Here is a 12,351-nt window from a genome sequence, read left to right on the forward strand (position 1 = left end):
CTAGAAGTCAGACAAACTGTTGGATCGTGCAACCGCTCCCAAGAAGCTAGCAGACCACTTCGGAGTCCTCTGCTGAGTCTCATAATCCACCCGAACAATCCCGAAGCGCTTGGCGTACCCGAACGCCCACTCGAAGTTGTCCAGCAGCGACCACGCGAAGTAGCCCGAAACGTCCACCCCTTGGCCGATCGCTTGGTGAACCGCGGCGAGGTGCTGGCGGTAGTACAGGCCGCGGCTTGCCGAATCGTCAACGTATCCGGCCGGATCAGGAACATCCTCGTATGCCGCACCGTTTTCACAGACCACCAGCGGAATCCCGGCCGGTCCCGTATATTCCTCGTGCAGCCGAACCAGTAATGCGCGCAGATCGTCCGCCTCCACTTCCCAGTCCATCGCCGTTCGGGGTTTGCCGCGTGAGATCACCTGCACGCGCTCCGAGCCGACCCATGGGCTTCGCCGCGGGCGTCCCGCGATAAGGGCAGCTTCGTCGTCGTCAATAATTCCCCACTCCCCGGACTCGGGCGGGGCAACCGCGCAACCACCGTAGAAGTTGATCCCCAGGAAATCCAGCGGGGCCGATATCAGGGCGAAGTCTCCCGGCTGGGCGTTGGAACCCAGCCCGGCACCGGCCATATCCTCCAGAACGTCCTCGGGATACCGGCCGCGGAACAATGGATCAAGGAAGATGCGCGCCGTGGCGCCATCGATCCGCCGCGCGGCCTCTTGGCAACCAGGGTCGGCGGGATCGGCGGGCTTCGGCTCGGCGAAGTTCAGGACGATGCCTAGGTTCAGATCCCACCCATTGGCCGCGGCGATCTTGCGCATCCGCTCGCTCGCCAGCCCGTGAGCCAGCAGGACGTTGTGGACGGCTGCTGCGGCCTCACGAGGATTGGTGTGGCCGGGTGCGTGCTCGCCGGAGGCATACCCCAGCATGGCGATGCACCACGGCTCGTTGATAGTCATCCAGTTGCGGACGCGACCCCCGAAACGGGTGTACAGAACCTCGGAGTAATCGGCAAAGGCCTCGGCGGTCTCGCGCCGCGTCCAGCCGCCGTTGTCCTGGAGCACCTGCGGCATGTCCCAGTGGTAGAGCGTCAGCCACGGCTCGATCCCAGTGTTCTCCAGTTCGTCCAAAAGGCGCTCATAAAACGCAATGCCCTCGGCGTTGGGACCGCGGCCGTCGGGGCATACCCGCGCCCACGAGGTGGAGAACCGGTAGGCAGGAAAGCCGAGTTCGCCAACCAGCGCGACGTCATCAGCGAATCGATGATAGTGATCGCACGCCACCTCCCCCGTGTCCCCGCCAGCTATCGCCCCGGGCTGGCGGCAGAACGTATCCCAGATGGACGGCGCCCGCCCGCCTTCGGTGGCCGCCCCCTCGATCTGGAACGCGGCCGTGGCCACGCCCCACGTGAAATCCTGCGGGAATTCGCGGATCATCCCTTCACCGCCCCCTGCATAATGCCGGACACGAGGTAGCGCCCGGCAACTACGAAGATGGCGAGCAGTGGGATCACGGAGATCACCACGCCGGACATGATCAGCGAATAGTCCTTGAAGTGCGAGGACTGCAAGAGCTGCAAGGCCACGGGCAGCGTCGGGTTGTCGGGCCCCAAGATAATGAACGGCCAGAAGAAGTTCACCCACGAACCCACAAACGTGAAGAGGAACAGCATGGCGGCCGGCCCGCGCGCGGCGGGCATCCCCACGTGGAGGAAGGTCCGGAACATGGAGCAGCCGTCCACCCGCGCGGCCTCAATGAGCTCGTAGGGCAGCGCCTCCTCCAAGTATTGGGACATCCAGAACACCCCGAATGCCGTGACGAGGCCCGGGATGATCACCGCCTTGAGATCGCCCACCCAGCCCAGCTGGCGCATCACGATGAAGAGCGGGACTACACCCAACTGCGTGGGCACGGCCATCGTGGCGATAACGAAAACGAGCAGTCCGCGCCGGCCCCGGAACCGCAACTTCGCGAAGCTGAATCCGGCCAAAGTTGCGAAAAACACCGTGGACACCGAGCAAATGGTTGCCACGAGCACCGAATTGATCACCGCGGGCCAGAAGTTGATGTCCGAATGGATCACCGCGCTGATGTTCTCGAAGAAGTTCGGGCCGGGTATCGGGGACGGGATGGGGTTGCGGGCGATTTCGCCGGCGTCCGAGGAGGCCAGCAGGAACGTGTAGTACAGCGGAAAGATCGAGATAAGGATGGCAAGGGTGAGGATAACGTACGTACCCGCCCGCGGCCGCCTTCCGGTTCCGCCAGCTTCTGAACGACGACGACGTGCCACGCGCCCAGCGCTCGGCCCCGCCAACTGTGTGATTGCGGCAGCAGCATTCATCGGCTTGCTCCTTCGCTGACTGGGCGGGCTTGGCTCTTGAAGAGGCGTCGTGTTCGTCTGTTCGGCGCGCCGCCCGTGGAGGCGATTCTTCGCGTGATCGCAAAGTTCACCATGCCGATCACGAGGATGATGAGGAACAAGAGCCACGCGACCGCCGATGCTTGGCCGAAGTCTTTTCGCGGCCCCCAGCCAAGTTCGTATATGTACATGGTCATTGTCATCCACTGCCTGTTGGCGCCGCCCAGACCCGTGGTGTCAAACATTCGGGGCTCGTCGAAGATCTGGAGGCCACCGATGGTTGAGGTGATCACCACGAAGATGATGGTTGGCCGAAGCATCGGCACGGTGATGCGGAAGAAGCGCTGAACGCGGTTGACTCCGTCAACGATCGCCGCTTCGTAGATGTCTCGCGGGATAGCTTGCATGGCTGCGAGGAAGATTAGCGTGTTGTATCCGGTCCATCGGAAGTTCACCATCGTGGCGATGGCAATGTGGGACGGGAAGATCGAGCTCTGCCAGCCGATGGGATCCACGCCGAAGATTCCGAGGGCGGCGTTAATAAGTCCCGAACCCTCGGCAAAAAGCTTGGCGAAGATCAGGCCAACTGCCACCGGAGCCACGACGTAGGGAACCAGAACTCCCATGCGCCAGAAGGTTTTTGCCCTCAGGTTCGCATCCAGCGTGTAGGCGAGGAAGATCGCCATGATTACCTGTGGCACCGAGGAGAGCAGGAAGATCGAGAATGTATTGCGCAGGGCCTTGGAGAATCCTTGGGCGTCAATGACCGCCTGATAGTTTTGCAGGCCAATCCATTCGCCCTGCCCGCCGATCAGGTCCCAATCGTGCATGGACACGTAGCCCGTGTAGAGAATCGGAAACAGCCCGGTGATGAGGAACAGGAGGAAGAATGGCGCGATGTACAGGTATGGGGAAACCTTGACGTCCAGCTTTCCCATTCTGTCGCGCATGGACATGCTGGCACGCGGCGTGCGGTTAACCATGATTCATACTCCTTCGGAGCGTAATAGGCAGAGGTCCAGGGGCCGGGTACGTTGTCCCTGGACCTCCGCGTGTCTAGAGCCCCGCTTCCTTGAATTCGGTCAGAGCCTGATCCCAAGAACTGGAGGGATCTCCACCCTCAACGTCCCAACGCGTGATGGCATCAGCAACCACGGTGTTGATGAGGAAGAAGTTGGGGCCGTAGGTGGGCTGCACCTCGATCGCCTGAGCACGGTCCGAGAAGATTTCGCCGGATGGCGCGTTGTTGAAGAACTCATCCTCGTAGGCCAGCAGGTTCTCATCCGTGAGAGCGTCGTTGGTGCTGGGGAAGGATCCGATGGCCTCGAACGCCTTCACCTGTTGCTCAGGAGCAGTCAGCCAAGCAGCTAGCTTAGCGGCTTCCTCAGTGTGGTCGCCCTGCTCTGGGACCAGCAGATAGGAGCCACCCCAGTTGCCGCCGCCACCGGGGAATACGTTGGCGATGTCCCATCCTTCAACACCCGCGGCGTTACCTTCAATCACTCCAGTCAGCCAGGGCGGGCACAGCATGGTGGCGAAACCGTCACCCTGGAAGGAAGCAGTCCAATCCTCGCTCCATTGGCCGAGGCCAGCCGAGATATCTTGGTTATCCACCAACATGTCATAGATGGCTTTAACATCGGTGTTCTGATCCAGTGGTACTGGTTCGCCGTCGATCTCGTACGGGTTCTCCAGCTGTTGCACCATGCCGTTGAAGGTGCCGATCGCTCCGTCATACCAGGGGATTCCGGTGGCCTCGGTGAATTCTTGGCCAACCTCGAAGTAGGTGTCCCAATCGCCATCGAGCAGCTCGGCTACCTCGTCGCGATCGGTGGGCAAGCCAGCCTGTTCGAATAGATCCGCGCGGTAGCACATTGCCTCGGGCCCAATATCCGTGCCGTAGCCGATGATCTTTCCGCTGGGTGCCGTTGCAGCCTCCACCTTCCAGTCGAGCCACCGGCCCTCAAGGTCTGGATCGGTGAGGTCCACGAAGGAATCCTCGTATTCGAGCAGCTCGGCGAACCACGCCACTTCTGCGGCCTCAATATCGGCCAAGCCGGCACCGCCGGCAAGGCCCGTCATCAAGTTCTGGCGCGCCTCATCGGTGGTTGCCGCCTGAACGTGCTTGATCGTGATGTTCTCATTTTCGGATTCGTACTGCTTGAACAGCTCCTCGAAACCGAACTCGTTGAATGTTGCAACCGACAGCGTGATCTTGCCATCGGCATCTCCTTCACCAGACCCGTCATCTCCCCCGCCTCCGCAGGCGGCAAGAACTAGCGAAAGACTGGCTGCCAGGCTCACAGCGCCCAACATTTTCCTTCTCATGGTCAACTCCCTCGTTGTTCACGCCCTATGGTGAGAGCGCTCTCACTAGCGTGTGTCTGAGCTTACATTGATCACGGGAAGGCGTCAATAAAGTCACTGAAATCCGTGCGGGACGAAACGCTGGACGACCCCGAAAAGGTTACGTTGCCACGGCTCACAGGGATGCAAGACCACTTCGGCAAACGTACGCCCGCGCAGACTCGCTCCCTTTCAGCAGGTCTGCGCGGGCGTAGCTGGCGTCGTCGTCGGAAAAACTACAACTAGTCTCGCACCATCAAGGTGACCGTCTGGCTGTTCCAGATGCGCTCTTGATCTGGAAGGTCCTCGACGCCGTCCATGCCGCTTTCGTCCAGCGCCGTATCTACCGGCACGTAGAGGCCGAGCGGTGCGCCGTCAAGGTCAAGCGAGAGGACGCCACCATCATTGCTGACGGCAACGATCTCATCGGTCTCACCATCTTCATATTCCACGTTCGGATAGTCGATGGTATAGCAGCCATGAGTCGCGTTGCCCTCAGTGTCCGGCGTAGGGCACCAGCTGCCATTGACGATCTCCGGGCTGAAATCATCATCTGGCCCCTCAGGGATCACGCGGCCCGCCATATACCAGACCTTGTTGACCGTCTTGGTGGCAACGTCTTGGCCGCCATCTTCACCAACAGTGACCGTCCAGAGATCCTCGGACTGATCGAAGATGGGTGCCGAATCGTCATCCGGAATCAGGATCTCTTCGAGAGTCTCGGGATCATCGGCACGGCTATAGGCAACGAGGTAGCCGTCCGGCGGGCTCCACGCCCCGCCATGGACCGCCGCGAACGTGGAGCCATCATCAAGCTCCACCCATAGAGGGATGGGATCCTCGGTGGCGGGCGTCTCAGCAGGCGCCTCGCCATCTAGCGCCACATGCTTGAGGTTCTGCTCCCCTACCGCGTACTCATCCAGGCACGCGATCTGCATGCGATCCTCCGTGAGCCAGCAGGCGCCAAGGGACGCCGCCGTTGGTCCGCATGTCACCGTGTTTGGACCGGTGCCGTGCGCTGACTCGTAGCAATCTGCCGGTGCTTCACCATCTTCGGGCTTGCTATGTTCAACATTCCACCCGTCATTCAAGAACCCATTTTCGTTGTATGGGGTAATTTCGCCGATTTCAGTGGCTGGTCCTGCCGTTGTTTCGCTTGGACTTGGCGTAGATGTTTCGGTAGCGGTTGGGGTTTCTGTGCCGGTTGCAGAAGGTTCTTCCGAGCCACCTCCATCACAGGCAGCAAGGCCGGAGCCCGCTAACACCAGTGCCGCTATTGCGATAATTCGACGTTGAGTCCTCATGAGATTTTCCCTTCGTCACTCTGATCGGAGGGTATCCGACCCATGGTAGCCGAATTTTAGACGGTGTGCCGTGGCTCACTGTTTCGTTTCCGAATTGTGATGCGGGTGGGGCAAGAGACCCGGAAGTGCAACCTCGTTGCCACGGCCCCTACCTCACCATGCACTTGTAGAGCCGAAAACAACTCATCGACGGGATCGTACGATCCCATGTCTTATTGGGGGACATCGCGCGATTTCTCAACGCACAGACACAAGCGAAGAAACTCGCTTGCACTGGGGCCTAAGGGGCGTAGGGATTCTCCGTCAATGTGAGGGCACCATCAACAACTAGAACGGCACCGTTGATATGGCGAGCGCCTGGACTGGCGAGGAACTGGACAGCGGCAGCAATATCCTGCGGGGTGCCCATCGCTCCCCCGGGAATCATCGCGTCCATCAACGCCAAGCGCTCGGGCCCGTAGTTTGCCTCGAGTGACTCTGTTCGTATCAGACCCGGTTCAACCGCATTCACAGTAATCCCAACAGATGCCAGCTCAATGGCGGCCGTGCGAACTAAACCTTCAAGACCTGCCTTCGCCATAGCGTAGGGTGCCATGCCACTAAGTCCGGTTCGTGGGCCCGTAATCGAGGAAATAGCGATGAACCGGCCGCCACGATCTGAATCTGTAAGGTGATTGATCGCAGCGGTAAGTGCCGAATAGGCCGATAATAGGTTAACCGTCAAGCTCTCTGTCACTTGTTCAAGAGATACGGCACCGAGGCCGCCCCGTGGATCGAATGTGGCAGATCCGAATACTACTGTATCCAGCGCTCCCATCGCCGAGGCCGCTTGATCCACCACCTGAGCCCCCACCGCGGGATCGGTCAGATCCGCCTCGATAAAGGGAACGGTGCTGGCTCGGGGAGAGCGCGACGCATACATTACGCGCGCGCCATCGTGAACAAAACCATCGACGATCGCAGCGCCGATTCCCCGGTTGCCTCCGAATACCAATACGGCTTGATCCTTCATATTTCCGCCTATACAAGACCACGAAGCACAGAACTGGCCGAAACCTTCGAAGCAGATTTTAAGACTGCTAGGTTATCCGTGATATGCGAGTTGAGGTAGACACCGCGTTCCGGGTTGAGAGCGCTTTGATAATTGATCAGAAGCGTGCGGACTGCCACCCGGACCGGCGCCGCCCACACCACAACTTCGAGTTCTGTTGTAGTAAGGGGGCGAACCTCACGGTACCCGCGAACAATGCTCCGTGCCCGAACCCAAGGATCGGATCCGGATGGTGTGAGCTGGCTAGATGCCGCAATCGCTAGATCGAACGGAAGAGCCGTGTATACCACGTCCCCAAAATCGATCACACCGGAGATCTCAATACCAGTTTTCCAAGGAAAACGGCGGCTTCTTGGGTTACTAACCCCATGCCTAATGAGGACGTTATATCGGTTCATATCATTGTGCACAACTTGATGTGTAACATCTGGCAGCCGGGGAACAATCTGTTCGTCAAAAATGGCGAACTGACGCATGAGCAACTCGCGCATCTCTGCACTTTCGGTATAACGCAGAAGAGGTTCCAGCTTTGGAAAATTAGCGAGATCCCAAGCCAGCGGCCGTTTCGCTTTCGGATGACCAAAACTTGACAGCGCCACAGAAAGCCGCGCATCCAATCTACCGATTTGTTCATGGTTGGCACGAGAAACGTTCGTAGTGCCCAGAGGCTCGCCGTCAAGATAGCTTAAAACCCGAAGTATTCTAGGAAACGGGCCAGACCCTGAAAAGCAGCCAATCATGAGTTGACCATCAACAGTGCGAAGAATTCGGGGAACGGGAAGGAAGACATCTTCCTCGGCTACGTGTTCGAGCACCGCAGATTGGAAATCCACCAGATCGGGATCCTCAAAGGATGAAGAAATCTTTACCAGATACTTCTGGCTTGGGGGATCTCCTTTTCCTTCAGCGGTGAGAACGAACGTATCGTCCTTCTCAGTTGCTATCCGCTGCAACGTTCCGCGCAGACCATAGTTTTGCATCAGTTGCTCGCCCACGGCCTCTGGATCTAGGCGCGCTTCTTGCACTTCAAGAGCTGATTCGCCGAGCAGATCTGTGAGGTTGGCCAGCATCGGCGAATGCTTAGGTGGATCAGTCGCGTGTGGCATCAAGAACCTCCGCCAAAACCTCCACCAAACGTGCACCATCCTCTCGTCCAAAGACGAGTGGCGGGCGGATCTTTAATACATTGCCATCTGCCCCGCTGGCAGAGATGAGTACGTGTTTTTCCCTCATCGCGTTGACTACCCGAGAGGCCAACGCTGGATCGGGGACGCGGGTGCCTTCCTGACTGACAAACGCAACTCCCAGCGCTAGGCCTTGCCCGCGAACACACCCGATTCGGGGATCGGATGAAGCAAGACTCTGAACCTCCGTGCGAATCTGGTAACCCAAGACTTTGGAATGAGCTACAAGGTCCTCATTCTTGATCGTATGGAGGACAGCAGCGGCCGCCGATATAGCGGCCGAACTGCCCCCAAATGTGTTGAAGTAGCGAACGGTTGGACCGAACTCTTCAAGAAGTTCGGGGCGGAATACGGCGGCGGCCACGGGATACCCATTGCCCATAGACTTCCCCATGGTGACGATATCCGCGCTTACCCCGTGGCGGGTAAAGCCCCACATGCCAGCGCCAAGGCGCCCGAACCCGGCTTGGACCTCATCGGCAATGAACAAGCCCCCCTCACCACGCACAATCTCGGCTGCTGGAGCTATCCAAGAGACCGGGTTTGGCAAGATCCCATCAGAGGAAAACAGCGTGTCCAAAATGAGTGCACTCACGCCGTATCCGGATGCCACGAGATCGTCCACTGCGGCTCGCACGTGAGCCAGCATGTATTCCCTCAACTCATCATCACTCACGGCGAGCATGTACCGATCCGGCGCGGGAATCAACCTGACATTGGCCGGACGCGGCACACCGGGACCAAGCGAGGGAGAGACCCCCGCCATCACCGCAGTTGTTCCGTGGTACGCATTCTCTGTAATGATGAGGCCAGAGTTTCCCGTAACGAAATTCGCGACGCGTACCGCCAGATCGTTAGCCTCCGAACCCGTGCACGTAAACATCACGTTGCCCAACTCCGGCGGGAAAGTTGCTAGGAGTTCTTCGGCATAGTCCACCACCCCATCTTGCAGGTAGCGAGTGTTCGTGTTGATCAGACGCAGCTGCTCAGAAACAGCATTCGCCACCGCAGGATGTGAGTGCCCAATGCACGGCACGTTGTTATAGGCGTCTAGGTACTCCTCCCCAGCAGAGTCGTACAGATGCACGCCGGAGCCACGAACAAAGTGAACTGGATCATTGTATAAGAGCCGATAAGCCGGTCCGAGTGACGCAGCACGGCGGGCCATCAATTCCTCATCGGAGCCAGGAATGACGCTCTGAGACGCTCTCATGCTGGTACCACCGCGATATCGTCCGGGTTCCACGACACGTGTACCCTTTCTCCCTTCTGCGTTGCGGCCTCGGGCAAATGGGAACGTACGCGCACCTCAACATCGAATCCGAAATCCGTGTGAACGAAGAAGCGGTAGGCCGTACCCATATAAAGAACCTCTGTCACAGTTCCCGCGAGCTCACGCCCGATTACCCGCGCGGACTCATCCGTAGAGGTGGCACAACGAAGAGTTGCCTGCTCCGGGCGTACAACAATCGCTGCCCCAGATCCCTCGAAAAACTTGCGGGCACCGGGCTTAGCAGATAGTGGGAAAACCTCGCCATCTGAAACCAGAGTGTTACCTTTTACCTTTCCCACAAGCACATTAGATTCCCCGATGAACTCCGCAACAAACCGCGACGCAGGGTTGAGGTAGAGGCTTTGTGAGGTGCCGAACTGTTCAATATTTCCCTCGTTGTAGATGGCGATCACGTCACTCATCACCAAGGCCTCTTCCTGATCGTGGGTCACGAACACTACCGTGGCGCCCAACTGCTCTGTAATCCGCTTAATACTCACCTGCATCTCTTCGCGCAAACGGCGGTCCAGAGCGCCGAGCGGCTCGTCCATCAACAGCAAATCCGGCCCGAACACGAGACTTCGTGCCAATGCAACACGTTGCTGCTGGCCACCCGATAGTTCACGGGGCTTATCCTTCGCTCGATCTTTCAGATCCACAATCTCCAGGTACTCGAGAGCCTTCTTCATTGCCTCTTTGCGAGAGGCGCCTCGCACTTCCAGCGGAAACGCCACGTTTCGGGCAACAGACAGATGCGGGAACAACGAGTAGTTCTGGAACACCATCCCAATATCTCGCTTGTTCGGAGCAAGCCCCACGATGTCCCTGCCGCGCAAAAGGATCGATCCAGCACTTGGCTCAAGGAATCCGGCGATCATGTTGAGCGTGGTGGACTTTCCGGAACCAGAAGGCCCCAACATGGTGAGGAACGTACCGGTGTTCAGAGTAAAGGAAACATCGTCCACAGCCACGGAGGTCCCGAACTTACGTGTGACGCCACGCAGCTCCAAGGCGGGAGACTGAGAATTTGACTGTGTGGTTTTTGGAGAATCATCAATCAAGATGGTCATTCGCTCTTTCCTTTCTTCCTGCCCTGAAGCAGATTGACGAGGATCAACGCTCCGGTGGAGACGAACATCAGGAGGGTGCTGAGCGCCGCTAGCGTTGGTGTCAAAGTTGTACGGGATTGCGTCCACATCTCCACGGGTAGAGTTCGCAAGCCTGGTGCCGTAAGGAAGGTAGAAACGATTACTTCGTCCCAGGATGTAACAAACCCAAATAGAGCCCCAGAGAAAACACCAGGAAGGATCTGTGGAAACACCACACGGAAGAACGTTTGTCTAGGATTGGCTCCCAGTACCAACGCGGCCTTTTCTTGTCCCGGATCAAATTCAGCCAATGAAGCCGTGACCGAAACAACCACAAATGGCAGTGCGAGAACCGCGTGGCCCAACACAAAGCCCGTCATGGTGCCATACAAATTGAGGTTGAGGAATAGAATATATAGCCCGATGCCCAAGATCACCGGTGGGACAACCATCGGTGCAAGGGACATACCTTGCAATGCCATGCGAAACTGTGGAACCACTCGCGAGAGAGCAAGTGCCAGTAACGTTCCGGCGATGGTAGCAATGGCCGTGGCACTCAACCCAACTTGGAGGCTGACTAGTGCCGTATCTGCCCACACCGGATTGGAGAACAGCTGCTCGTACCATGCCAACGTCCATCCGTCTGTCATCGTTCCTAAGCTAGGACTGGCATTGAGGGACATTGGGACGATGAACAAGGTTGGCAGTATTAGATACAGCGCTACAAGGCCCACGAAGATCGCTAACACGACGTGGCGCACCGGCACTCTGAAGCGTGCCTTTGTTCGGATAGTGACAGTGGGCTGAGGCTCCGGTTGGCTTGAGTTACTCATCATTTTCCGCCTTTCGTTGCCGATGGCAGTTTCTGCAGCGCCTGGACGAATAAGAAGGAGAGCACCATACCCACCAGCAGTAGAATCCCGATGGCGCTAGCACGTACGGTGCCGATGCGCTGAGTCTCTTGCACCAGGAGCTCCGCCACCATCATGTCGCTAGGCGAACCCAGCATCGCCGGCGTGATGTAGAAGCCCAGCGCCATAACGAACACCAGAACACAACCTGCAGTGATACCAGGGACCGAAAGCGGCAGATGCACACGCACGAATCGCTGGAGGGGTGAAGCCCCAAGACTCTCCGCCGCCTGTAAGAGCCGCGAATCGATTGAGGACATCGCATTCATTAGGGAAATCACCATGTATGGAAGAAGTACATGCACCATACCGATCAACACACCCCAAGGAGTCCGGATCAGTTCGAGCGGTGCCGAGATCCATCCCTGTGACATCAAGAATGAGTTAATCACGCCGGTATCTTGAAGGAGCCCTACCCAAGCAAAGGTTCGTGTCAGCACACTCACCCAGAAAGGCATCATGACAAGAGCCGTGAGAATGAGACGAACGGTGCGCCCCGAGCGCCTGATCGCATAGGCGTATGGATAGCCCAGCAGCAGACACAGCGAAGTGGTTAGCAAAGCGATACGAATCGTATTGCCAAACACCTTGCGTATGGCCTCGGAAGTGAGCACATCCTGGTATGTTCCTACGCCCTCAGCTAGCGATTCGGCGGCCATCAGTGCAAGCGGCCCGATGAAGCACAGCAGCAAGAGGGCCAGTGCTGGGACAAGCAGGCCAAGTGTATTCAGCTTATTCGCGGTCTTAGCTGATTTGCCCAGCCTTGACCGCGGAGGTTTTCCTCCTTTAACGGTCAAGGCACTAGTTGGCGCAGTTTTTACCACAGACATG

At 58.1% G+C, this 12,351-nt stretch carries 11 protein-coding genes; all 11 read right to left on the reverse strand.

Annotation, left to right across the window (positions count from 1 at the left end; translation table 11 throughout):
• The 11 genes from DD236_RS06765 to DD236_RS06815 all read right to left on the reverse strand — a co-directional run bounded on the left by DD236_RS06765 (nucleotide 1) and on the right by DD236_RS06815 (nucleotide 12,350).
• A complete protein-coding gene (locus tag DD236_RS06765; protein WP_109093619.1) occupies nucleotides 1-1,440 on the reverse strand; it encodes a glycoside hydrolase family 1 protein in 1,440 nt (479 codons plus the stop codon).
• Nucleotides 1,437-2,345 (reverse strand): carbohydrate ABC transporter permease, encoded by a 909-nt coding sequence (locus tag DD236_RS06770; RefSeq protein WP_109093620.1) that lies wholly within the window; start codon nucleotides 2,343-2,345, stop codon nucleotides 1,437-1,439. Before DD236_RS06770 ends, DD236_RS06765 begins: the two co-directional genes overlap by 4 nt.
• Entirely contained in the window at nucleotides 2,342-3,346 is a 1,005-nt protein-coding gene (locus DD236_RS06775; protein ID WP_109093621.1) for a carbohydrate ABC transporter permease, read from the reverse strand. Before DD236_RS06775 ends, DD236_RS06770 begins: the two co-directional genes overlap by 4 nt.
• Before the next feature lie 73 nt (nucleotides 3,347-3,419).
• Complete coding sequence (locus DD236_RS06780) at nucleotides 3,420-4,691, reverse strand: ABC transporter substrate-binding protein (protein WP_109093622.1); 1,272 nt, start codon at nucleotides 4,689-4,691, stop codon at nucleotides 3,420-3,422.
• 260 nt (nucleotides 4,692-4,951) lie between these two features.
• Nucleotides 4,952-6,013, reverse strand: coding sequence for a hypothetical protein (locus DD236_RS06785; RefSeq protein ID WP_109093623.1), 1,062 nt, complete (start codon nucleotides 6,011-6,013; stop codon nucleotides 4,952-4,954).
• A 280-nt stretch (nucleotides 6,014-6,293) separates the two neighbouring features.
• Nucleotides 6,294-7,025, reverse strand: a complete 732-nt coding sequence (locus DD236_RS06790) for an SDR family NAD(P)-dependent oxidoreductase (protein ID WP_109093624.1) — start codon at nucleotides 7,023-7,025, stop codon at nucleotides 6,294-6,296.
• Between the two features lie 8 nt (nucleotides 7,026-7,033).
• Nucleotides 7,034-8,170, reverse strand: coding sequence for a phosphotransferase (locus DD236_RS06795; RefSeq protein ID WP_165819850.1), 1,137 nt, complete (start codon nucleotides 8,168-8,170; stop codon nucleotides 7,034-7,036).
• Nucleotides 8,154-9,461 carry an aspartate aminotransferase family protein gene (locus DD236_RS06800; RefSeq protein ID WP_109093626.1) on the reverse strand — a complete coding sequence of 436 codons (1,308 nt, stop codon included), beginning with the start codon at nucleotides 9,459-9,461 and terminating at the stop codon, nucleotides 8,154-8,156. The genes DD236_RS06795 and DD236_RS06800 overlap by 17 nt, the downstream gene beginning before the upstream one ends.
• On the reverse strand, nucleotides 9,458-10,591 hold the full coding sequence (locus DD236_RS06805; RefSeq protein ID WP_109093627.1) for an ABC transporter ATP-binding protein: 1,134 nt from the start codon (nucleotides 10,589-10,591) through the stop codon (nucleotides 9,458-9,460). The genes DD236_RS06800 and DD236_RS06805 overlap by 4 nt, the downstream gene beginning before the upstream one ends.
• Nucleotides 10,588-11,445 carry an ABC transporter permease gene (locus DD236_RS06810; RefSeq protein ID WP_109093628.1) on the reverse strand — a complete coding sequence of 286 codons (858 nt, stop codon included), beginning with the start codon at nucleotides 11,443-11,445 and terminating at the stop codon, nucleotides 10,588-10,590. Before DD236_RS06810 ends, DD236_RS06805 begins: the two co-directional genes overlap by 4 nt.
• Complete coding sequence (locus DD236_RS06815; protein ID WP_109093629.1) at nucleotides 11,442-12,350, reverse strand: ABC transporter permease; 909 nt, start codon at nucleotides 12,348-12,350, stop codon at nucleotides 11,442-11,444. The genes DD236_RS06810 and DD236_RS06815 overlap by 4 nt, the downstream gene beginning before the upstream one ends.
• Nucleotide 12,351: the final 1 nt, after the last annotated feature.

Origin of the sequence: Ancrocorticia populi, from assembly GCF_003123745.1 — a bacterium.
Taxonomy (GTDB): domain Bacteria; phylum Actinomycetota; class Actinomycetes; order Actinomycetales; family Actinomycetaceae; genus Ancrocorticia; species Ancrocorticia populi.